The following is a 23,688-nucleotide window of genomic DNA, read 5'->3' on the forward strand; positions in this document are numbered from 1 at the left end:
TATATATCCATGTTCATGGATTAAGTCCCCACTTGTTTTTAGGTGGGAACTAAATTAAGGCTTATAGGATCGCTTGGTAAGGCTGTGTTAGCCGGATGCTTACTTTTTTCTAGATTGAACTGTGAAAGTGAATCACTGTTTTTATCTTATCATTCAATGCGTGTTAGGTATTGGGATTTAAGGTTTATTTGTTCTAAATTGCAGTAGAGATTTTGAATTGATTTTGTATAGGGGATTTCTTACTTTTCAAAGATGAAAAGTAACAAAAATCTTTTGTCTGGCAAAAGGTTCATCCCTGAAACCTTTGCCAGACGGCGACATCCTTGTCGCCTAGCGCGGTAGCAGTATACCGGTACTTTGTTTCTAGAAAGAGCAAGGAGTTGTCATTTTTTTATCAGGGAAACGAGTGACAATTTTGAATTAACAATAAGTTAAAAGTTAAATTGTCTCATTAATATTCTTTTGCCACAGTACTTCAGATCCGCCTTCAGCACGTTGCAAGGTACGCGATGCAACAAATAACCAGTCGGATAGGCGATTGAGCAATTGTAGCGAGTTGGCCTGGATATTCTGGTCACGGCTATGTACTGACATCACACTGCGCTCGGCACGACGGCACACTGCACGGGCCTGATGGGCATAACTGCAAGCTAAAGTTCCGGCAGGTAATATAAAGTCTTTCAGCATTGGCAATGCTTCGTTCATACGGTCAATGTCATTTTCCAGAAACTCGATGGAAACCGCTTGAACCAGGTTAAAGTTTGGAATGCAGACTTCACCACCGAGGTCGAATAACCAGTGCTGAATCAGGCTTAAGGATTTATCCCAGCTGGCTTTTTCTGCAATAGTACTGCTGGCAATCTGTGAGCGAAGTACGCCAATACAGGCATTCAGCTCATCCACATCGCCTAGTGCAGTAATACGCAAGTCATCTTTGGCAACGCGAGAACCATCTCCCAGACCAGTTGTGCCTGAGTCGCCGGTACGGGTATAGATTTTACTTAAACGGTGGCCCATATCTGTTCCTTGAATTTTTGATGAATACAATAAAAAAGGATAATGTCGGTCATAACATTATCCATAAACTGCGCTGTTTTAAAATTTTTTGCTGTTGAGAGCTTAGTAACGGAAGGTTACACCCGCAGAAGCGAGGCGACCGCCGTTGACATACCAACCATCACCAAAGTTATCTGCGATTCTGTAATCAACATCTCCGATATTTTGTATATTACTAAATACCTTAATATTAGGATTAATGTTCCAGTACATATTTAAATCAACAGTAGCATAGCCAGGAGCCTTAACTTTATTTGCATTGTCAGCATAAATATCTGAGCGTGTAATTAAAGACGCGCTCACTCCATAAGAGGCATTTTCTATACCAGTGGATAAAGTAAAGGTTTGTTTTGGTCGGTATGCAATATTCTTGTTGGTTTTCTTGTTCTTTGAATCTGCATAAGCATATTCTGTAGTAAAAAATAAGTCTTGATTTTTCCATTTAAAACCAAGCTCACCGCCATTTACCTCAGATTTATCTAAGTTGGTAAAACTACTCTTATTTTGACCAAGATTGTTAGTAACAATGAGGTTTTTGATATGAGTATTGTATGCAGATAGATAAGCCGTTAGATAGTGGTTTATTTTTTGATCTAGGCCAATTTCATAAGAAACACTTTTTTCTGGTTTTAAGTCAGGATTACCATAAGTTGGATAAAAACCTTCAACAAAATAATAGAGTTCTGTCAAAGAAGGAGTTTTAAATGCAGAACCGATATTGGCATAAATACTCGTTGTTGGTAAAACTTGGTAGCGAATAGCACCTTGACCAACTGTATGAGTTCCAAATAACTCATTATCTTCAGTACGAACACCAACTTGTGTATTTAACTTTTCAGATTTATGTTGGTGTTGTAAATAATAACCAATAGAATCAATATTTTGTTTGGCGTTTTTTATAGAGTTACTTTTAAAGTCAGATTTAAGATAAGTGCTACCGAACAAAATGTTTTGCTGTGGTGTCAATGACCATCTAAGGTTTAAATCACCTTCATTATTCTCTGTATCAAAGTGACCAGGTTCACTATCTTTAACATTCTGATTATCTACAAAGTTTGAAAACCGTGCTGAAAGTGTCAAATCATTGCGAAGATCATATTCAATATTTGAGTTGATTAAACGATTTTCAAAAAAACGTTTAGCATTATTTTGGCTTGTTTGCCAATTATAGAATTGGTTCGTTCCTTCATTTTCGCTAATTGAAATATTTGCTTTTAAATCCTCTTTATTGTCATATCCAACTTTTGCACTATATCCTTTTTGGTCATAACTTGCCTTTTGGTTTTTACTTTGATAGTCAAGAACTCGTGTGCCATCTGTTTCTAAGCGTTGACCTCTAATTTGTGCATAAAAGTTATCTTCTACTAAATCAGCACCTACAATCATTTTATATGTTTTGTTTTCTGCAGAAATACCCGTAATAAAACCAGAATTTTTTGATGGGGTGGTTGTTATCATTTGTACAACACCACTAATGGCATCACTACCGTATTGTACCGATGCAGGACCTTTTAGGATCTCGATTTGTTTGATATCTGAAGTATCAATAAAAGTTGGGAAAAGAGCACTAAAGTGGTTTTGACTATTTAAACGAGCACCATCTTTAAGAACAAGAGTATGGTTGGATTTTGTACCACGAATTGAGATTTCTGTTGTTTGACCTAGACCGCCATATTGTTTCATAAAAACACTAGGGTCTTTTTGTACTTCATCTGACAAATTTAAAATAGGATTGCGTTCAATACTATTTTGATCAATAACAGAAATCCGTGCAGGGACATTTCCAATTTTTTCTTCAGAACGAGTTGCGGTAACGACTAAAGTGTCTAAAGAAGCATTCACAGTCGTTGTATTGTCTTGTGCAGAGACAGATGCAGAGAAACCCATCGCAATAGCGATTGCACCCGCTAAGGCAGCAGGCTGAAATTGAATAGACATAATGTGCTCCATACATTCACTCCCCGTGAATGATTGAGTTAAAGAACACAACAAGCAGGTATCCGGACTTAAATGTGCAGGGCAGGCACCATGCTGCCAATCCACCTTCCCACATTTTCATGCAGTGGCGTAAACCAGAGGTTTAAATTGATTGACGTTTCATTTTTTACCGTTGCGGGGGCAGTGTTGGATTTGCACCAACTTCCCTAAAGCTTTAAGGCTTTGACTTGTTGCAAGATGGGCGCAGTATAAAGATTGTATGGCTGATAAACAACGTCAGACAAGAATTATTCGGATGAACTTTACGCAAGCTAAAGAAATTGCATTACAATGATTCGCCCTCATATTTATAGCATGACTATAAATTGGCAAAGTTAAGGTTAAAAAATTAGAGCGAATTGTATGCGAACCCGTGCCAAAATTTGCGGAATCACACGAATAGAAGATATACATTCAGTTGTGAATGCAGGAGCAGATGCGATTGGTTTTGTATTTTTTCCACCTAGTCCACGTAGTGTGACAAAAGAGCAAGTGAAAGAACTGATCCAGCATGTACCTGCCTATGTGCAAACAGTGGGTTTATTTGTCAATGCATCTGCGGATGACATTCAACACGTTTTAAAAGATGTGCCTCTGGATATGCTGCAATTTCATGGTGATGAAAGTCCTGAGCAGTGTCAGCAGATTTCCAAACAGGTCGGCCGCCGCTGGTACAAAGCCATCCAGGTGAAACCGGGTTTAGATATTCAAGCCGAAATTCAAAGTTATCAGGATGCAGGGGCAAGTGCTGTGCTGTTAGATGCCTGGCATCCAGATTTAAAAGGAGGCACCGGGCATAGCTTTGACTGGACCACTTTTCCAAAATTAAATATTCCGCTCATCTTGGCAGGGGGCTTAAACCCTGACAATATCGAGCAGGCAATTCTCACCACACAAGCCTATGCTGTGGATGTGAGCGGCGGTGTCGAGTCCGCAAAAGGTATAAAAGACCAACAACTCATCGAACGCTTTATGCAAGGAGTCCTACGTGGATCAGCAAAATAATGTGATTGACTATACCCAATTCCCTGATGCAAAAGGGCATTTCGGTATCCATGGCGGACGTTTTGTGTCAGAAACCCTGATGGCAGCTCTAGAAGACCTAGAAAAGCTGTATCTCCGTATGAAAAATGACGAACAGTTTCTGGCAGAATTCGACCGTGATCTGGCCTACTATGTAGGTCGTCCTAGTCCTTTATATTATGCTGAGCGATGGTCAAAAGAGTTGGGTGGTGCGCAAATTTACTTAAAACGTGAAGACCTGAACCATACCGGCTCACATAAAATCAACAACACCATTGGTCAGGCACTGCTGGCAAAACTTTCCGGTAAAAAACGTATTATTGCGGAGACTGGTGCAGGTCAGCATGGTGTGGCAACAGCGACGATTGCAGCGCGTTTAGGCCTGGAATGTGTCGTGTATATGGGTGCCGAAGACGTAAAACGTCAGGCCATGAATGTGTACCGTATGCGTTTGCTGGGAGCCAAAGTGGTTCCAGTAGAAAGCGGCTCTAAAACCCTGAAAGATGCATTAAATGAAGCAATGCGAGACTGGGTAACCAATGTAGACAGCACTTATTATATTATCGGTACAGTGGCGGGTCCTCATCCGTATCCGATGCTGGTACGTGACTTCCAGTCTGTGATTGGTCGTGAAGCACGTCGCCAGATTCTGGAACAGGCGGGCCGTTTGCCAGATGCATTGGTGGCTTGTGTGGGCGGTGGCTCGAATGCGATCGGTTTATTCTATCCATTCCTGAACGATCAGGACGTGAAAATGTATGGTGTGGAAGCAGCAGGTTTGGGGATTGAAACCGGTAAGCACTCTGCTCCGCTAAACGCAGGTCATGTCGGTGTGTTGCATGGTAACCGCACTTATCTGATGTCTGATGAGCAAGGCCAGATCATTGAAACCCATTCAATTTCTGCCGGTCTGGATTATCCGGGCGTTGGTCCTGAACACAGTTTCTTGAAAGATATGCACCGTGTTGAATATGTGCCGATTAATGATCAGGAAGCGCTTCAAGGTTTCCGTGATTTAACCCAGATTGAAGGGATTATTCCTGCGCTGGAAAGTTCACATGCGATGGCGTATGTGACTAAACTTGCGCCAACCATGTCTAAAGATCAAATTATTATTGCGACTGTTTCAGGTCGTGGCGATAAGGACTTGATGACTGTGGCACGTATTGATGGCGTAGAAATGGTTGAGATGTAATTTGCCTTGAAGCCCTCCTTTTTTAAAGGTGAGGACTTCAGAATATATTCTGAATCCGCAAGGGTGGATTTTATAAAGAATAAAATCGTGCTGAAGCAATTCAGCACGATTTTTTTATACATACAGAAAAACTTTTCCTTTTTAGAAGGGTATCGAAGATGCAAGAACATATATTCTTTACTTTTGACGGGGCAAAAGTAACAAAACCCCTTTGTTTGGCAGAGAATACATCCTTGTATTCCTGCCAAACGGGCGACATCCATGTCGCCAGCGCGTATCATATTGAGATGTAATAATTATTCTCCTAACTAAATTTTGTCATGTAAAGTTCCCCCTCCTTTGAAAAAGGATGAGAAACACTGTTTCGCAAGGGAGGAGGATTAAAATTAAGGAGAGAATCATGCCCAGCCTATTTATCGTCATGCTCGGTGGTCGTCATGCACGTGCCAATACAGAAGTCCATGATGTGGTTTTAGCAGTTGGTGAAACTTTGCAAGAAGTCTATCCACAACTGAAAAATGCATGGTTTGGGGAACAAAAAGGGTTGCATATTGATGCCTGGGCGCAAATCAATGGGATTGAATTTGACGGAAAACACTATCAAATCCAATTTAGCGATGCAGCACCGAATTCATCTTCAGAACATCTGTTTTTAATTAATCTGGGTGGCTACGATGCCCAGGAGTTTGGAGAACTGCATCGTTATGTTCTGGTTGTGGCACAAAATGCCATGTTGGCAAAACAACGGGAGAAGGCTTATTTTGCCAAGCATTGGCAGAAGCAACATACTGACCGAATATTAGATGTAGATGATTGTATTGTGATTGATCATATTCATGGCCGTTATGTAGAGCTGGTCGAAGGCCAGTTTTCAGCGAACCTCTGGGAAAATACCTATTTAATGCTGGATGAGGGTTGATTTATATCTAATTGATTAATAAATTATATTTATCAAATATTAGACCAGGTGAAATATTATAAATTTTTGTATTTTTCGATGAAATATGCTTTTTGACACTTTCAAGTTCCGCTTATATAGGCATAATAACGCTAAGGAATTGTTATCTCTTGGCTAGATGGAATTTGATAAATGGATTTGATTCAATCAAATGGACAACCGCATTATGGACGTTTTAGCGCCCTCCCCAAAACCATCGATTTGAATCAATACCAGTACAAGACACCTTATGGCGATGTCTTAACTGGTTGGCGCAAGCGATTAAAATATAAAAAGTTTAAATTTTGTTGTATTCAGCATGGCCATTATACGATTGGTCTGGCCATTGCCGATATTGCATGGGCTGGGCATGCCTTTTTCTATATTTATAATCATCAAAACCATGAGGTTTTAGAGTGGAATGCGATTAACCTGTTATCACGCAATACCGTGGTAGATGAACAGCCGCTTTATAACCAGAGTTTTTTTTCCAAGTCGCCTTTTCAAATTGATATCCAGCATGCCAATGGCGTGCGTTATATCCACGTCACCAAATATGGTGAAATCAGGCTTAGTGCGCGAATTTTCTGTGCTGGTACAAACCCGCTTAGTATGTGTAGCCCGACGGGAATTAATGGCTGGACTTATACGCAAAAACTGACGACTTTGGCCTGTGAAGGTTTTTTTATCAATAAACAGCGTGAAACCATACAGTTTAATGAAAGAACTTTTGCATCACTAGATGATACCTGTGGTTTTCTACGGCCGGAAACGGCCTGGTTCTGGTTATCCTGCAATTTTTGGGATGCGCAAAATAACCGGATCGGTTTGAATCTGGCTTCCGGGGTCAATGAAAGTTTTGGCAATGAAAACTGCTTGTGGATCAATGGCGTGCTGTATCCTGTCAGTGATGTTTTATTCCAGCATCAGGATGAGGGGCACTGGACAATTCGCTCACTGGATGAAAAATTAAATCTGGATGTCAAAACGGGCTGGCGACGTTATGAAAATCTGAATTTAAGACTGGTGGGCAGTCAGTTCAGTCAATGGCAAGCCAAAATTAGCGGGACCATTCAGCAAGATGATCAGGAAATTGTCTTGATCAATGAATATGGTTTGCTCGAACAGCATTATGCCAAGTGGTAACACACTGACTAAAAAATAAAACCAAGTCGAGGTGAGTCTGGACTTGGTTGGTCTCAATTTAATTCAATTCATATAAGGCCTAGTCTTTAGCTGCCTGCCAAAATGCTTCTCCAGCCTGGATCGGATCACCGGTCTGTTGCAGGGTTTTGACCCAGACATCATATTGGGCAATCACCGGATGCTGGCTGGGATGAAAATCCTTTTTAAACCAGTCGCGATATTGTTTGCTCATTTTGCTGAGCGTGCCCTTTCTTCCAAAGAACCACGGTAATCCGCGAATATTCATTTGCAGACGTTGTAATGAGCTAAACCCGTCATGCTTTAACATGACATTGGCACGGTAAAGGGTAAAGCCGAACATTAATGCCGTGGTCCAGACCAGAACAAATTTACGGGTACTTTCAGGCACATTGCCGACCTGCTTCATGACATCAAAAGCGACATCCCGGTGTTCCATTTCTTCAATCGCATGCCAGGCAAATAGTGCCCGTACATAAGGATGGGCATCTCTTAACGTCTCTTTATGGCTGTAAAAGGTTTCTGCCATTAAGGCGGTCAGGTGTTCAGCGGCAGCCGTCATGGCAATATTGTATTGTGGAGAACGTTTTTCCAGCTCGAATTTAAAAATTTTATTCAAACGCTGAATAAACTGATCGACCGGCATGCCTTGTTCTTTCATGACCTGATTCATTTTGTCATGCGCAATGCCGTGCTGTGCTTCCTGACCGATAAATTCTGCCACACGCTGCTTTAAATCTGGATCGGTAATCTGCTCCCGAAACAGACGGACTGACTGAATGAAGTAACGTTCGCCATCGGGAAAAGTCAGGCTGAGTGCATCAAACATCCGGGTAATAAACGGGTCACCTCCGAACCAGAAACGCGGAACCTCATTCAGCTTGAAATCCAGATTACGACGTACGACGGGAATAATCTGCGCTTGGACAATGGCATTCATGTTGTTTTACTTCAATTGCCTTAGACTATTGCAGTATGTCGGGATTTTTATCTTTTGTTTTGACAGTTGTTGCCATTTTTTATACATTTTACGCCAAAGTAAAAATATAAAATGTCAAAAATAATCAAGGTACATCGTGCAAGAATTGCAAATTCCAAATGGCTATTTTCAGTTGCTGCACATGTATTTGCAGCAACAGGATATGGATATCTTTAGCCTGGCCTGTCTAGAGCCACATCAGGCACAACTGCGCTATGTCTTATCTTTGCCTATCGATTCGCAATCGACCTATTCATTTTTTGCAGAAGTCATGCAGCTGACTCAAAAACAGATGGATTGTCCGCAATTGGTGTTTGAAATGGCCTGCCTGATCCGTCCTGAACATTTTGGTGTACTGGGCTATATGGCGACTCGAAGTAACAGTGTGGCAGAGGCATTGCAATATGTGATTCGCTTTAGCCGTCTGGTCATTGACGGGGCAGATGTTAGCCCGATACAGATGCATCAACGGGACAAAAAGATCTGTTTAAGCTGGCCTTTTCATGATTTAAAATATGCCTTGCTCAATGAGATGACCATGGCCTGTATGGTGCATTTGGCCCGGCAGATTTTTCCGGCTCAAAAATTCCAGCTATTGCAGATCAATTTTGCCCATAGTCCAGAAATGGCAGATGATCATTATCAAAGGTTTTTTGCTTGCAAAGTGGAATTTAAACAGTCGGATTATTCTTTTGAGATCAATGTGGAAAACTTAGAGCTGAAGTCCGAGCTGGCTGATCCCTCTTTAATGCAGCTTCTACTCAGGCAGGCAGAAGATGCCATTGCTGCCAAACCCCATTATGAAAATCTATTGCTGCATATTCAGCAAAAACTGGCTGAATATTTGCGGGTTAAGGAACAGTCCCCGAAAATAGAATGGCTGGCGGATGAATTGCATGTATCTGTACGGACCTTGCAGCGTCAACTGTATAAACAAAATACTTCCTTTAAAAAACTGCTTGAAACCGAGCGCATGAAACGCTGTGAACAGTTACTGTTGCAAAGCATGAATTTTGCGGAAATGGCCATGTGTCTGGGCTATTCAGATCAGTCGGCTTTGGCACGTGCTTATAAAGCCTATAGTGGTCAAACCTTATTACAGCGAAAACAGCAACTGAAAGCACAATCTGAACGATAAAAAGGGCGTATTTAAGGTACTTTGAAATGCAGCGCAACTACGCAGACATGCAGTTCACCTTTGCATTCGGCAATCTTATAAAATAAAAAATAAAAAGTCTGTGTCCTAGAGTGCAGGTTTTTGCTATTGCATGAAACTTTAAATTTAAAAGACAACATATTTATTTTTATCAATTTTTTATGAATAAGAATAAGTTTATCTTCATCAGGGATATTTGTTTACATGGCAAAATTAGGCATCTTTGATCATTGAGAAAAAGTCGTAAATATCAGTAAATGGTGCTCTCGGATTGTTCTGAAAAAATGAGATGCTGAGTCGAAAGTAGCGTGCAATGCTCAGGCTCTATTCAATGAGTAAAAAATAGCGTTACAATGCGTTGTCTTGTATTTCTACAAAGCCAACTCCTCAGTTCTTTAATAATTCAAGGAAAGCACAACCCTATGTCACGTTTAGCCACTCGTTTCGGACAGCTTAAATCTCAGCAGCGTAAAGCGCTCGTTTCCTATGTGATGGCTGGCGACCCTCATCCACAAGTAACCGTTCCATTGTTACATCAAATGGTTGAGGCTGGGGTAGATGTGATTGAGCTTGGTCTACCATTTTCAGACCCTATGGCGGATGGTCCTGTGATTGCCCTTGCAGCAGAACGCGCACTGGCAGGCGGAACCAATACCCTGGACGCTTTGAACATGGTGAAAGAGTTCCGTCAAAAAGATGCAGAAACACCGGTGGTTTTGATGGGGTATCTCAACCCTGTAGAAGTGATCGGTTATGAAAAGTTTGTATCAATGGCCAATGAATGCGGTGTCGATGGTGTACTTCTGGTAGATTTACCTCCTGAAGAAGCCAAAGATTTTGATGATGTATTGAAGAAATTCAATATGGATCAAATTTTCTTGCTGGCGCCTACATCGACCGATGAGCGTATCCAGCATGTGGCGAACCAAGCCAGTGGTTTTATCTACTATGTATCCTTGAAAGGGGTAACTGGTGCTGCAACTTTAGATATTGCTGAAGCAGCAGCCCGTATCCAGAAAATTAAAGCTGTGACTGACGTTCCTGTGGGTGTCGGTTTTGGGATCAGCGATGCTGCCTCGGCAAAAGCCATGGGTGTAGCGGCTGATGCTGTGATTGTTGGTAGTGCATTTGTAAAACAGTTTGCGAACTTAGCGCCAGAACAAGCCGTTGTTGAAACGGTCAATAAAGTCAAGGAGCTTCGAGCTGCGCTCGATGAGTTAGTATGAATCAAGAAGTGAAACCAGGCAAAATTCTTAGCCCAGCGCAGCCGTGGACGGAACGTCATGTTCCGGGTATTCACACGCCAGATGAGCAAACCGCACTCAAGGCAATCTTTACTGAACCAACAATTGAGTGCCCTGAATGTCACGCACTGGTTACACGTACCGCGATGACATTTAACGCCTATGTTTGTCCACAATGCGATGAACATTTGCGCATGAAAGCACGCGACCGTCTGAACTGGTTCTTTGATCAGGTACAAAATGAATTGGGTCAGGAATTTATTGCTAAAGATCCACTGCACTTTGTCGATAGTAAAGCCTATCCGGACCGTATGTCTGAAGCGCAAAAGAAAACTGGCGAAACTGAAGCATTGGTGGTGATGCAGGGTTTACTTAAAGATATTCCTTTAATCGCATGTGCGTTTGAATTCGACTTTATGGGCGGTTCAATGGGTACAGTGGTGGGTGACCGTTTTGTGCAAGCAGCTGAAAAAGCGATTGCAGATAAACAACCTTTGATTTGCTTTGCTGCATCAGGTGGTGCACGCATGCAGGAAGGCATGTTATCTCTTATGCAAATGGCGCGTACCTCTGCTGCAATCCAACGCATGAAAGATGCCGGCCTACCGTATTTGGTGGTATTAACTCATCCAGTTTATGGTGGGGTAACTGCATCTTTGGCAATGTTAGGTGATGTACATATTGCTGAACCTAAAGCCATGATTGGTTTTGCCGGTAAACGTGTCATTGAGCAAACCGTACGTGAAAAACTGGAAGAACCGTTCCAGCGTGCCGAATATTTGCTTGATCATGGTGTAATCGATCAAATTGTTCATCGTCACGCATTACGTGATACTGTATATCGTATTGTAGCGAAACTGATGAATTTGTCTTGAACACAGCACCACTTGCAACAGACTCTTTAAACACATGGCTCGATTATTGGAGCCATGTTCACGTTACGGGTATTGATTTAGGTCTGGAACGGGTTATTCCTGTGGCTGAAAAGCTCGGTGTAACGCGTCCGCAGGCCAAAGTGCTGACTGTAGCGGGAACCAACGGGAAAGGTTCAACCACCACCACTTTGGCTGCCATTTTAAATGCGCAAGGCTATCAAGTGGGGTTATACCAGTCACCGCATATTTACCGTTTTAATGAACGGGTAAAACTGGCTGGGATTGAAGTGGATGATCAAACCCTGGTGGATGCCTTTGTGCAGGTGGATCAGGCCCGTCGTGACTGTGATCTCTCTCTTTCCTTCTTTGAAGCCACCACACTTGCGGCTTTTGTCATTTTTAAAGCCAAGCAATGTGATGTCTGGGTGCTTGAAGTCGGACTGGGTGGTCGTCTGGATGTGGTCAATGTGATTGATCCGGATGTCGCTGTGATTACCAACATTGGCCTGGATCACACTGACTGGCTCGGCGATAGCATTGAAAAAATTGCGTTCGAGAAAGCCGGGATTATTCGTCCGAATATTCCGGTGATTTTTGGTGGTTCGCAAGAGCTTCCTCAAGCCATACAAAATAAAGCCGATGAATGTCAGGCGCAACTGTTTGCCGTCAATCGTGATTATTTCTATCAATATACGGATGATGGTCAAGCCTGGATGTTTGCCTCATCGGGCAGCACTTTAAAACTTCCCCTCGGTGCTCTGGCACTGGAAAATATTTCCACAGCTGTGGCCGCGATTTTGGTCAGTGGTTTAAATGTGACTCAGGATGCCATTGCACACGGCATTCAGAATGCAAAATTACCAGGTCGCTTTGAAATACGCCATATTCAAGATAAAACCGTTATTTTTGATGCCGGACATAATCCCCATGGCGTAGAATTTTTGTTAAATCAGTTGCGAAAATTTTTGGAATACAATAAACAGTACACAGAAGTGATCAGCGTTTTTTCCATGTTGGCGGACAAAGACATCAATTCTGTCGTAGATTTGTTGAAAGATACTGTTTTAACATGGAAAATTTCCCCGTTAACCGTTCCGCGAGCAGCCACAATCGGGCAGCTTGAGGAAGCATTACAGGGCGAAACAGTACAACACTTCAATAGTGTTCAATTGGCTTTTAAATCAGCGCTAAATGAAACAAAAAATAATCAGTTGATCTTGGTATGTGGTTCATTTCATACCTTAGAAGCGGTATGGGAGTATTTGGAAGAATGTCAATGAATAGCAAACAACGCTGGATGGGAGGCGTTGTTTTATTAGGTGGTGGTGTTTTATTGGCAGCATTGCTTCTAAAGGGTAAAGAAGAAATATATCAGAACCAACTCAGAACTCCGGATTTAGCCGCTCAAGTTGAGCAAAAAAAGCCGGCAGCAGGAGGGGAAATGGTTCAGCTGCAACCTTTAACAGTTGATGTTGAAACAGAAAAACGTTTACTTGAAGAACAACGCCGGGCACGTGAAAAAGCGGTTGCAGAACAGGAAGCACGTGCAGCCGAGTTTCTAGCGATGCAGCAACAGGCTGAGGCAGATGCGGCACGTAAAGCAGCTGAAGAATATGCCGCTTTAAATGCTCTGCGTAGTGGAGCACAGCAGAGTTCGGATAATATTCCCCCTGAACTGGTAGAAGATGAAAAAGCTAAACAAAAGCGTTTGGCTGATGAAAAGTTGCTCGCTGAAAAAAAGTTACAGCAGCAGATAGTTCAACAACAACGAACTGATGCTGATAAAAAAATAACCGAAGAAAAACGTAAGGCCCAATCTGAAGCCGCAAAGCAAGCAGCCGAGAAAAAAGCAGCTGAGGACAAGGCAAAGCATGATGCGGAGCTAAAACGTAAAGCAGAAACTGAAAAACAGCTGGCTGCAAAGAAAGCACTGGAAGCCAAGAAAAAAGAACAGGCTGAGCAAGAACTGGAAGCCAAGAAAAAAGCTGAAGCCAAGAAAAAAGCAGAAGCTGAAAAAGCCCGAGATTTGCTGGAAAATGGCGATAAACAATGGATGGTTCAAGTGGCCTTGGCGGCCAATGAAGCCAATGCAGATGCACTGGCCTCCAGGTTGCGTGCCAAAGGTTATAAGGTGACCAGGAGCCCAACATCGAAAGGGGTTCGCATTATGGTTGGGCCGGCTAAAGACCGTGATGCCGCTGATGCTGCACGCAAGAAAATTACCAGTGATGCAAGTTTGGGTATGAAGTCGGCATGGGTGATTGACTGGGTTCCGCTCGATAAGCGCTAAACATGGCTTGAAGCTGAACTAAGGTGGATTCAACAGTTGCTGTTGAATCCATTTTACGTTTTCAGGACTGAATATTTTTTCAATATGAATCCAGACGGGGTGAAAACCGTAGCCACCATGTTTCATTTCATTGAGTGCATCTGCAATCGGCCAGTTTTCAAAAATAATCCGGTACATGGCAATACTTGCACCGGTACGGTCCGAACCATGATAACAATGAATAAGTATCTTGTGATTTAAGGCCTTGGCTTGCTGAATCTGCCGCATGACCTGTAATAAATCTTCACGGTTCATTGCCCAGGTGTGGATGGGGATATGAACCAAGTTAAAATCCGTGGAGGGCAGCACGGTCAGATCTTTATTTCTTGATCTTAGATTAATCACCACATCAATATCATGTGCCTTTAATTGCGGAATCAGCTCAGTTGAGGGCTGCTCACTACGAAACACATGCTCGCTAATTTGATAAAAATTATCTGTTTGATTAATTAATGTTCCCCAGTGCGTAGGGCGTTGTTCAGGTGGAAGTGCGGGTGTGGTCATGCATCCCATCAAGCTTGAGCTACCCAGTAAAATGGCAACAACTGTTCTTTTGATCATGCTAGATAACGCGCCAATTCAATCGGATCATGCGCACAGATAATCTCGATATTTTTTTCATTTTGTGCCAGTTGCTGGATGTTGTGCAAGTTATCTATACGCATCTGGTTATTTTCAGTAAAAAAACGCTCCAGTTTATCCAGTGTTCTCAGCCTGTTTTTAGGGTCAAGTTGCAGGTGAGAGTAATAGGCATCGCCACAGAAAAAAAGCCATCCATCCTGCTGTTTAATGGCAATCCCGCAATGACCTTGGCTATGACCTAAAAGTGGAATCATTAAAATTTCGTCTTGAAATAAGCGAAAGCCTTGTACTTGATGCATGTTAAACCAGGTTTCACCCTGATTGGGTTCGATGAAGTTCCAGTATCGGTGTTGCTTGAATTGCTGGGTTTTATAACGGGCTTTATTTTTTAGGGAAAAAAAGCTTTGAGTAGCATTATATTCGCTGGAAAGCACATGTACAGTAGCATGTGGAAAATCGGAAATACCACCGGCATGATCAAAATCAAGATGGGAGATCAGTATATGCTTCACATCTTGAGGGCTAAACCCGAGCTTTTGAATATGGGCAATTGCCGTGAGTTCTAAATTTTTTTCGATGCGGCCTAGCCGTGAAACCAGATTGCCTAAGCGGGCTTTGCTATGCAGATAATCTTGTACGCCTAAACCGGTATCCACCAGTACCAAACCTTGATCGGTTTCAAGCAGCAGGCAATGACAAACCACTTTGGCATGTAAGCCCTTTTGTCCGAAGAGTGGACCACAAACCGGGCACATGGTGCCGCAATGCAAATGATGGATGTTATAGATCACAATATTTATTCTTAAGATGATTAGGCGTATTTATAAACGGGCTGTGAAATAAACACCAACCTGATTTTGTAATTTAATTTTTGAGCAGCATAAAAAAGCCCGTCATCAGACAGGCTTGAACAAGATCAGGACATGGCTCGTCATTTTAGTCCTGATTTTTAGCATAGCTGTTCATATTGTGTTCGGAGCGAACATTATTTGTTTATTTTAACTCGAAGCATAGCTTCTCGTCTTGCGTTCGGGCGGCAGTGCCTTGCTGATCCTCACTCAGGCTGTGGCGTAAGGCGTAAGTATGGTGTTACAGCTTTATAGCCTTTAGGGAAACGTTGTTTGATTTCGTCTTCATCTTTAAGAGAAGGCACAATCACCACGTCTTCACCTTGCTGCCAGTTAGCCGGTGTTGCTACTTTATGGTTATCGGTCAGTTGCAGCGAATCAACCACACGTAAAATTTCATTGAAATTACGGCCAGTTGAAGCTGGATAAGTGATGATCAGACGTACTTTTTTGTTTGGATCAATGATCACTAAAGAACGAACCGTCAGGGTTTCACTGGCATTCGGGTGAATAAAGTCATAAAGAGTAGATACTTTACGGTCTTGATCGGCAATGATCGGGAAATTAACCGTGGTATTTTGGGTTTTGTTAATATCGTTAATCCAGCCTTTATGTGACTCAACATCATCGACTGACAAGGCAATCGCTTTAACACCGCGTTTTGCAAATTCATCTTTCAGCTTTGCGGTATAGCCCAGCTCAGTGGTACATACTGGTGTGTAGTCCGCAGGATGGGAAAATAAAATCCCCCAGCTATCACCCAAAAAGTCGTAAAAATTAATGCTACCTTCGCTTGAGTCTTGCACAAAATTTGGTGCGGTATCGCCTAAACGTAATGTCATTTTTATAGCCTCATCTGCTTTGTTATCTATGTTGATGCGATCTAATATGACGCATTTTTTTTTGCAATGAAAATAGTGTTTTTGTATTTCTTTATGAGTATATGGAATATAGAGGCCGTGATTGATTGTTAAAATCTGGATGAATGATGAATTTTATGACTATATTGCCTGTATAAAATTTGTTACATTGTTTGGCCTTAGCTGTCGTGTGCTAGAACGAGTGATCAGAATTTTTTAATTGGTTTTGTGCAAACCCCTTGTACTTCAAATTTCTAGCACCATAATAACGACTGAGAAAAAATTTATTCATTCGACAAGCAAGATTTAGAGAGTCTATTCATGTTGGCAAGTCTGATCGGAGGAATCTTCGGTACCAAAAATGAGCGCGAACTCAAACGCATGCGTAAAATCGTAGACAAGATTAATGCGCTCGAGCCGACGATATCTGCACTAAGCGATGCAGACTTATCTGCAAAAACTGAAGAATTCAAACAACGATATAATAAGGGCGAAAGCCTGGATAAATTATTGCCTGAAGCATTTGCTGTTTGTCGTGAAGCGGCAAAGCGGATCATGGGAATGCGCCACTACGATGTTCAGCTGATTGGTGGTATTACACTTCACGAAGGTAAAATTGCAGAAATGCGTACTGGTGAAGGTAAAACCCTGATGGGGACCTTGGCCTGTTATCTGAATGCGATTAGCGGTGAAGGCGTTCATGTCATTACCGTAAATGATTATTTGGCGCAGCGTGATGCCGAGTTAAACCGTCCCTTATTCGAATTCCTGGGTCTGAGCATTGGCATCATTTATTCCATGCAAGATCCAACAGAGAAAGCTGAAGCCTATCGTGCCGATATTACTTACGGTACCAATAACGAATTCGGTTTTGACTATCTTCGTGACAACATGGTGTTCTCTCTGGCCGAGAAGAAACAACGTGGCTTAACCTATGCGATTATCGATGAGGTCGATTCGATCCTGATCGATGAAGCACGTACACCGTTGATTATTTCGGGTCAAAGTGATGACTCGTCTCAGCTTTATGCAGCCATCAATAGCATTCCGCCAAAACTTCATGCGCAAAAAGAAGAAAAAGTGCCGGATGGCGGTCATTTCTGGATTGATGAAAAACAGCGTCAGGTTGAAATGACTGAAGTGGGTTATGAAGCTGTAGAAGACCAGTTGATTCAGATGGGGTTGCTCGCTGAAGGTGAAAGCTTGTATTCACCCTCTAACCTGAATCTGGTTCATCATGTTGCTGCAGCAATTCGTGCCCATTTCCTTTATCAGCGCAACGTGCATTACATCATTCATGATGGTGAAGTCATCATCGTGGATGAAAATACTGGCCGTACCATGCCGGGTCGTCGTTGGTCAGAAGGTTTGCATCAAGCGGTTGAAGCGAAAGAAGGTCTGGAAATTCAGCCTGAAAACCAGACTTTGGCAACCACCACTTTCCAGAACTATTTCCGCCTTTATAAAAAGCTTTCTGGTATGACCGGTACAGCTGATACCGAAGCTGCGGAGATGAAAGAAATTTATGGTCTGGATGTAGTACTGATTCCAACCCATCGACCAATGATCCGTAAAGATGAAAACGATCTCATTTATTTAAACCGCAATGGTAAATACAACGCCATTATTCAAGAAATTCAGCGAGTGCATGAAGAGGGTGTTGCACCGATTCTGATTGGTACAGCAACCATTGAAGCTTCTGAAATTCTTTCTGAAAAATTGAAAGAAGCGGGTATTGCACATGAGGTGTTGAACGCGAAGCAGCATGAACGGGAAGCAGACATTATTGCCCAAGCGGGTTCACCACGTGCTGTGACCATTGCAACCAACATGGCCGGTCGTGGTACCGACATCTTGCTGGGCGGTAACTGGAAAGCCAAACTTGCCAAAATTGAAAATCCAACCCCTGAAGATGAAGCACGCTTAAAAGCCGAATGGGAACAAAACCATGAAATGGTATTGGCCTCTGGCGGTTTGCATATCATTGGTTCAGAACGTCATGAATCACGCCGTATCGATAACCAGCTGCGTGGTCGTGCCGGTCGTCAGGGTGACCCGGGTGTTTCACGTTTCTATCTGTCGCTTGAAGATGACCTGATGCGTATCTTCGCTGGTGATCGTGTGGTTGCGATGATGCGTGCGATGGGTTTGCAGGAAGATGAAGCCATCGAACATAAGATGGTGTCGCGTTCGATTGAAAATGCACAACGTAAGGTAGAAGCACGTAACTTCGACATTCGTAAGAACCTGTTGAAATACGATGACGTGAATAACGAACAGCGTAAAATCATCTATTCACAACGTGATGAAGTGCTTGCTGAAAATACGCTACAAGATTACATCGAGGAAATGCATCATGAAGTCGTGAAGGGCGTGATTGCTAACTACATTCCACCTGAATCGATTCATGACCAATGGGATATTGAAGGTCTGGAACGTGCATTGCGTGAAGAGCTCGGTATTGATTTACCGGTCAATCAATGGCTGGAAGAAGACCGTCGTTTAGATGAAGAGGCGTTGGTAGAACGTATTTCTGACGAAATTGTTACACGCTATCGCAATCGCCGTGAACAAATGGGGGATGAATCAGCAGCCATGCTGGAACGTCACTTTATGTTGAGTGCTTTGGATCGCCACTGGAAAGATCATCTTGCAGCGATGGATTACTTGCGTCAGGGTATTCACCTGCGTGGTTATGCGCAAAAGAACCCTGAACAGGAATACAAGAAAGAAGCCTTTAATCTGTTTGTAAACATGCTGGCTATCATTAAATCCGATGTAATTACAGATCTTTCACGTGTGCATGTTCCTACAGCTGAAGAACTGGCTGAAATGGAAGCACAGCAACAGGCTCAAGCAGAAGCAATGAAGTTGAATCTGACTCATGCAGAATTTGATAATTTGTTAGCCGCCGATTTAACCGGTACTGAAACTGTAGAAGTTGAGTCAGGCTTTAGTCCAGCTGAGCAGACATTTGCACCGCCTGCAAGCCGTAATTCGCCTTGTCCATGCGGTTCAGGTTTAAAATACAAGCAATGTCACGGTAAAATTTAATTTTTATCTTAATCATTCAGCCACTTTATATATTTCCCTCCGGATTTGAATCGATAAAGTGGTTTTTTTATTGCAACAAAATAAGAGTTTATTTTTGCAAGATGTGAATATGTTTGCAGAGCACTAAATTAAGTGGTATTTAGTGCATATTGATGAATATTGAGTAGCGGAAAAGATAATGAAAAAAGTATTACAACCATTGATGATTTTAGCTTTAATTATTCCTGGTTTGGCTTTTGCAAATGAGTCATCAAAAAAGACAGCGGCCAATGTTGTTAAAGATGAAAACACTACGGTTATGAGTCCACGTACCGGAATTCGCTATAGTTTTGCAAATCCGCAACAACGTCCAGTGGTGTTAAAAACTACAGCAATCACCCCTGCAAATGCAGCGAATGCAAACCGCATTGTGGCATCAAACCCGGCTTTATCTGCGGCAAGTCAGGAAAAAGCCAAACAGGTACTGTTGTCGGAATCGGCTCAGTTGGCTTCCAACTAAATCTGATATATTGCTAAAACCAGTCTGTGGACTGGTTTTTTTGTGCCTGAAAATGTCAAACTGATAAAAAATAAATCAAACAAAGTGTTCTGCTCGATTTTTTACTGAATTTCTACTAAGCTGTCTTTTTATCACGAACTTATTTGGAAGTTTAAAAATGGCGGTGGGTGACTTAACAATGCCACAGATGCATGTGGTTAAAGGTGTAAAAATTGGTTCAGCTGAAGCATATGTACGCTATCAGAACCGACGTGACCTCGTTATTTTTGAATTTGCTGAAGGTTCAAATGTGGCTGGTGTATTTACCCAAAATGCATTCTGCGCAGCACCTGTACATGTGTGTAAAGCCCATTTGCAAGTAGGTAATCCACGTTATCTGGTCATTAATACCGGGAATGCCAATGCAGGGACTGGTAAAATCGGTATGGCAAATGCGCAAGCAACCTGTGCGAAACTGGCTGAACTTGCCGGCGTAGCTGCTAGCGAAATTTTACCTTTTTCAACCGGTGTGATTGGCGAGCAGTTGCCTATTGAGCGTTTGGTAAATGGCTTGCAGCCTGCTTTAGACTCTTTAAAAGAAGATGCTTGGTTAGATGCGGCAACAGGTATCATGACCACGGACACACTGCCTAAAGGGGCATCAGAACAGTTTGAAATGGATGGCGTGACTTATACCATGACCGGTATTTCTAAGGGTGCCGGCATGATTCGTCCAAATATGGCGACCATGCTCAGCTATGTTGCGACCGATGCACCCATCAGCCGTGAACTGGTACAGCAGCTATTAAAAACCACGGTGAATGTTTCATTTAACCGTATTACCGTAGATGGTGATACCTCAACCAATGACTCCTGTATTTTTGTGGCAACAGGTCAGGCAGGCGGTACTGAAATTGCCTCAACTGATGATGCACGTTATGCAGTAGTTCTGGATGTTTTGACCCGTGTTATGAAACGCTTGGCTCAACTGATTGTACGTGATGGAGAAGGGGCGACCAAATTCATTACTGTTGCAGTTGAAGGTGGAGCAGATACCCAAGAATGTTGCGATGTAGCGTATAGTATTGCCCATTCTCCACTGGTGAAAACTGCAATTTTCGCCTCAGATCCGAACTGGGGACGTATTCTTGCTGCGATTGGTTATGCCGGTGTTAAAAATTTAGACGTTGAAAAAATCCAGGTTTGGTTAGATGATGTACAGATCTGTAAAGATGGTGGTGCGGCAGCGGACTATACGGAAGAAGCTGGTGCACGCGTGATGTCTCAGGCTGAATTGACCATTCGGGTCGATTTGGGACGAGGTCAGGCAAAAGATACTGTTTATACCTGTGATCTGTCTTATGACTATGTCAAGATTAACGCGGATTACCGTTCGTAAAATTAAAATTGAGTGACAAAGCCTCCGTTGTGAGGCTTTTTTAGCATTCAATCAATCGGCAAAGGGCTGGTGAATGAGCAAATTGCCCCCATATCATCAGTGACTTGAGTACGCTTGTGTTAGGGCAAGCATGAAGATAGAGAAGACGTTGTTATGAATGATGCGACCAATTTAATTGCCAATGACGCAAAATCGATTGTGCAGGCGCATTTAGATCGTTTAGGCGAACCTAAAGATATTCATTTAAGTGATGAGGTCAAACAGGAGAAGTTTGCACAAATTCTGGCAGAACTCAAAAAACGTGATGCTGTCCTTGTCGCTCACTACTATTGTGATCCTGAAGTGCAAGAAATTGCTGAATTGTCTGGCGGTTGTGTTTCTGATTCCCTTGAAATGGCACGTTTTGGTCGTGACCATCCTGCCAAAACCTTGGTGGTCGCTGGGGTGAAATTCATGGGGGAAACAGCAAAAATTCTTTCTCCTGAAAAAACCGTACTCATGCCAACTCTAGAAGCGACTTGTTCGCTGGATTTGGGCTGTCCAGTCGACGAATTTACTGCATTCTGCGATGCCCATCCGGATCATACCGTGGTGGTCTATGCCAATACCTCTGCTGCAGTCAAGGCACGCGCAGACTGGGTGGTGACCTCAAGTTGTGCTGTGGAAATTATTGAGCATCTCGATAGCCTGGGTGAAAAGATTATTTGGGCACCGGACCAGCATCTGGGGCGTTACATACAGAAGAAAACTGGTGCAGACATGCTGCTTTGGGATGGGGCTTGTATTGTGCATGAAGAATTTCGTGCGCGCGGTATTGCCAGTATGAAAGCATTGTATCCGGATGCAGCCGTATTGGTCCATCCGGAATCACCAGAGTCAGTGGTGGATATTGCTGATGCTGTGGGAAGTACCTCTCAACTGATTAAAGCAGCACAGACGCTTCCGAATGAACGTTTAATCGTTGCAACCGACCGCGGCATTTTTTACAAAATGCAACAAGCCGTTCCAAACAAGATTTTGATTGAAGCTCCGACAGCGGGTGAAGGGGCGACCTGTCGCTCATGTGCGCATTGTCCGTGGATGGCCATGAATGAGTTAGATGCAATTTTAGAAGTTTTACAAAAAGGTGATCAAGAAATACAAGTTGATCCTGTACTTGCAGAACGCGCTAAATTGCCACTTGATCGTATGTTAAGCTTTAGTGCGAGTCTAAAACGTTAATTTTGATCAAAAAATATCTAAAATGCTTGATAAATAAGCGGTTGAAGTGGTTTTTTAAGTTTTTTTGAATATAGGTGTTGACGTCTCTTGGCGTCACGCCTAAAATGCACCCCGTACCGCACGATGTGCGATACACTAAAAGCTGAGATGAACGGAGTATGGCGCAGCTTGGTAGCGCATCTGGTTTGGGACCAGAGGGTCGTAGGTTCGAATCCTACTGCTCCGACCAATTCTTCAAGGCAAGTATCGCATGATAGTAATATCATCGGTCATGCGCCTGTAGCTCAGTTGGATAGAGCATCCGCCTTCTAAGCGGATGGTCACAGGTTCGAATCCTGTCAGGCGCGCCATTTGGTAGTCTGGTATTTAGAGCCAAAATGTTGTAACGGTGGATGTAGCTCAGTTGGTAGAGCCCCGGATTGTGATTCCGGTTGTCGTGGGTTCGAATCCCATCATTCACCCCAATTTCGGAGTATGGCGCAGCTTGGTAGCGCATCTGGTTTGGGACCAGAGGGTCGTAGGTTCGAATCCTACTGCTCCGACCATTTTAAGTCTAAACTTAAAAATAAATGATCCGCTTAAATGCGGTTTTTTTATGCCTGAAATTTGATAATAACATTCAACATTCAACATTCAACATTCAACATTCAACATTCAACATTCAACATTCAACATTCAACATTCAACATTCAACATTCAACATTCAACATTCAATATGGCTTGAGCAATATTGAATCTTTGTGGTCTACAGTTTAAAAGTAATGTGATTGCTCTTACTCGGTGTATAGCACCAATTGAGGTGGCGATCTTATTTGAAATCTAGATTGAATTGCATTCAACAAAATAGAAATCTCAAAATTAAAATACTTTCTTATGTGGAGTTTATGGATAAGTAATTTTATTTTTAAATTAGGTCATACTTTTTTGCTTTGATTATTCTTTTGTCTAAATAAGCTGTATTTAAGTGCTGGCTATAATTTAAGAATTAAATGAGTTCATAGGAATATAAAAAAAAGAAGGATGAAATAATTCATTAAATGTTAGGGATGCAAAAATTATGGGCTTTGCTTTTTTGGGTGTTAAGCAGAAAAGTGTTGTTAATTTAAACTTAAAAATAAAAAATCACTCCATTTGTATAATAAGTAAACAGTCGTGATATTTTTGTTGAGTTATTTAAAAAAAGGAGTTGCATTGGGTTTGGAATGGTGTAGAATGCACATCCATCGGCGGTGATGAAGATTAAAACTTCTGATAAAACAGCAACTTAGCACGAAGTGTTAAGATTGGGTTTTAGAAAGAAAGTTTAAAATA

Annotated in this window: 19 protein-coding genes, 4 tRNA genes and 1 riboswitch; of the genes, 17 read left to right on the forward strand and 6 right to left on the reverse strand. The window is 42.3% G+C overall.

The annotated features are described in order from the left end of the window. Positions 1-438: 438 nt before the first annotated feature. On the reverse strand, positions 439-1,017 hold the full coding sequence (locus tag ACE01T_RS13125) for a cob(I)yrinic acid a,c-diamide adenosyltransferase (protein WP_395519413.1): 579 nt from the start codon (positions 1,015-1,017) through the stop codon (positions 439-441). Between the two features lie 102 nt (positions 1,018-1,119). Beyond that, the gene (locus ACE01T_RS13130) at positions 1,120-2,994 is read right to left on the reverse strand and encodes a TonB-dependent receptor plug domain-containing protein (protein ID WP_395519414.1); all 1,875 of its coding nucleotides are present in this window, start codon (positions 2,992-2,994) and stop codon (positions 1,120-1,122) included. Between the two features lie 36 nt (positions 2,995-3,030). Beyond that, positions 3,031-3,240, reverse strand: a riboswitch (cobalamin riboswitch). A 156-nt stretch (positions 3,241-3,396) separates the two neighbouring features. On the opposite strand from ACE01T_RS13130, the gene ACE01T_RS13135 reads away from it, so the two are divergent. From ACE01T_RS13135 to ACE01T_RS13150, 4 genes are all read left to right on the forward strand, one after another. Next, positions 3,397-4,038 (forward strand): phosphoribosylanthranilate isomerase, encoded by a 642-nt coding sequence (locus tag ACE01T_RS13135; protein WP_166171305.1) that lies wholly within the window; start codon positions 3,397-3,399, stop codon positions 4,036-4,038. Next, positions 4,022-5,251, forward strand: coding sequence for a tryptophan synthase subunit beta (gene trpB, locus ACE01T_RS13140; RefSeq protein WP_166171307.1), 1,230 nt, complete (start codon positions 4,022-4,024; stop codon positions 5,249-5,251). The genes ACE01T_RS13135 and trpB overlap by 17 nt, the downstream gene beginning before the upstream one ends. Positions 5,252-5,651: 400 nt before the next feature. Then, positions 5,652-6,170, forward strand: a complete 519-nt coding sequence (locus ACE01T_RS13145; RefSeq protein WP_395519415.1) for a DUF1543 domain-containing protein — start codon at positions 5,652-5,654, stop codon at positions 6,168-6,170. A gap of 171 nt (positions 6,171-6,341) precedes the next feature. Then, positions 6,342-7,334, forward strand: a complete 993-nt coding sequence (locus tag ACE01T_RS13150; RefSeq protein ID WP_086197506.1) for a DUF2804 domain-containing protein — start codon at positions 6,342-6,344, stop codon at positions 7,332-7,334. A gap of 79 nt (positions 7,335-7,413) precedes the next feature. Here ACE01T_RS13150 and ACE01T_RS13155 read toward each other — a convergent pair whose 3' ends face one another. Beyond that, positions 7,414-8,292, reverse strand: a complete 879-nt coding sequence (locus ACE01T_RS13155) for a metal-dependent hydrolase (protein ID WP_166171313.1) — start codon at positions 8,290-8,292, stop codon at positions 7,414-7,416. Between the two features lie 136 nt (positions 8,293-8,428). Between ACE01T_RS13155 and ACE01T_RS13160 the strand changes: the two genes are divergently transcribed. The 5 genes from ACE01T_RS13160 to ACE01T_RS13180 all read left to right on the forward strand — a co-directional run bounded on the left by ACE01T_RS13160 (position 8,429) and on the right by ACE01T_RS13180 (position 13,896). Then, the gene (locus tag ACE01T_RS13160; RefSeq protein WP_395519416.1) at positions 8,429-9,469 is read left to right on the forward strand and encodes an AraC family transcriptional regulator; all 1,041 of its coding nucleotides are present in this window, start codon (positions 8,429-8,431) and stop codon (positions 9,467-9,469) included. A gap of 440 nt (positions 9,470-9,909) precedes the next feature. Then, positions 9,910-10,713, forward strand: a complete 804-nt coding sequence (trpA, locus tag ACE01T_RS13165) for a tryptophan synthase subunit alpha (protein WP_086197503.1) — start codon at positions 9,910-9,912, stop codon at positions 10,711-10,713. After that, positions 10,710-11,606, forward strand: coding sequence for an acetyl-CoA carboxylase, carboxyltransferase subunit beta (gene accD / locus ACE01T_RS13170; RefSeq protein WP_395519417.1), 897 nt, complete (start codon positions 10,710-10,712; stop codon positions 11,604-11,606). The genes trpA and accD overlap by 4 nt, the downstream gene beginning before the upstream one ends. After that, positions 11,603-12,886: a bifunctional tetrahydrofolate synthase/dihydrofolate synthase gene (folC, locus tag ACE01T_RS13175; protein WP_395519418.1), complete on the forward strand. Its 1,284-nt coding sequence runs from the start codon at positions 11,603-11,605 to the stop codon at positions 12,884-12,886. The genes accD and folC overlap by 4 nt, the downstream gene beginning before the upstream one ends. Next, positions 12,883-13,896, forward strand: coding sequence for an SPOR domain-containing protein (locus ACE01T_RS13180; protein WP_395519419.1), 1,014 nt, complete (start codon positions 12,883-12,885; stop codon positions 13,894-13,896). The genes folC and ACE01T_RS13180 overlap by 4 nt, the downstream gene beginning before the upstream one ends. A gap of 18 nt (positions 13,897-13,914) precedes the next feature. Here ACE01T_RS13180 and ACE01T_RS13185 read toward each other — a convergent pair whose 3' ends face one another. The 3 genes from ACE01T_RS13185 to ACE01T_RS13195 all read right to left on the reverse strand — a co-directional run bounded on the left by ACE01T_RS13185 (position 13,915) and on the right by ACE01T_RS13195 (position 16,207). Beyond that, positions 13,915-14,496, reverse strand: a complete 582-nt coding sequence (locus ACE01T_RS13185; RefSeq protein WP_166171325.1) for a dual specificity protein phosphatase family protein — start codon at positions 14,494-14,496, stop codon at positions 13,915-13,917. Then, positions 14,493-15,308 (reverse strand): MBL fold metallo-hydrolase, encoded by an 816-nt coding sequence (locus ACE01T_RS13190; RefSeq protein ID WP_395519420.1) that lies wholly within the window; start codon positions 15,306-15,308, stop codon positions 14,493-14,495. The genes ACE01T_RS13185 and ACE01T_RS13190 overlap by 4 nt, the downstream gene beginning before the upstream one ends. Before the next feature lie 263 nt (positions 15,309-15,571). Then, a complete protein-coding gene (locus ACE01T_RS13195; protein WP_166171329.1) occupies positions 15,572-16,207 on the reverse strand; it encodes a peroxiredoxin in 636 nt (211 codons plus the stop codon). A 339-nt stretch (positions 16,208-16,546) separates the two neighbouring features. Between ACE01T_RS13195 and secA the strand changes: the two genes are divergently transcribed. The 8 genes from secA (at position 16,547) to ACE01T_RS13235 (ending at position 22,922) form a co-directional block, all read left to right on the forward strand. Then, a complete protein-coding gene (secA, locus tag ACE01T_RS13200; RefSeq protein ID WP_395519421.1) occupies positions 16,547-19,279 on the forward strand; it encodes a preprotein translocase subunit SecA in 2,733 nt (910 codons plus the stop codon). Between the two features lie 178 nt (positions 19,280-19,457). Continuing rightward, positions 19,458-19,778, forward strand: a complete 321-nt coding sequence (locus ACE01T_RS13205) for a hypothetical protein (RefSeq protein ID WP_395519422.1) — start codon at positions 19,458-19,460, stop codon at positions 19,776-19,778. Between the two features lie 157 nt (positions 19,779-19,935). Further along, positions 19,936-21,156, forward strand: a complete 1,221-nt coding sequence (argJ, locus tag ACE01T_RS13210) for a bifunctional glutamate N-acetyltransferase/amino-acid acetyltransferase ArgJ (protein WP_395519423.1) — start codon at positions 19,936-19,938, stop codon at positions 21,154-21,156. 153 nt (positions 21,157-21,309) lie between these two features. Continuing rightward, a complete protein-coding gene (gene nadA / locus ACE01T_RS13215; protein WP_180042887.1) occupies positions 21,310-22,377 on the forward strand; it encodes a quinolinate synthase NadA in 1,068 nt (355 codons plus the stop codon). A 152-nt stretch (positions 22,378-22,529) separates the two neighbouring features. After that, a tRNA-Pro gene (locus ACE01T_RS13220) sits at positions 22,530-22,606 on the forward strand. A 44-nt stretch (positions 22,607-22,650) separates the two neighbouring features. After that, positions 22,651-22,727 (forward strand) — tRNA-Arg (locus tag ACE01T_RS13225). Between the two features lie 38 nt (positions 22,728-22,765). Next, a tRNA-His gene (locus ACE01T_RS13230) sits at positions 22,766-22,841 on the forward strand. A gap of 4 nt (positions 22,842-22,845) precedes the next feature. Continuing rightward, positions 22,846-22,922: transfer RNA gene (locus tag ACE01T_RS13235), tRNA-Pro, on the forward strand. Positions 22,923-23,688 lie beyond the last annotated feature (766 nt).

The sequence above is a fragment of the Acinetobacter uliginosus genome, assembly GCF_044130295.1.
Classification (GTDB): domain Bacteria; phylum Pseudomonadota; class Gammaproteobacteria; order Pseudomonadales; family Moraxellaceae; genus Acinetobacter.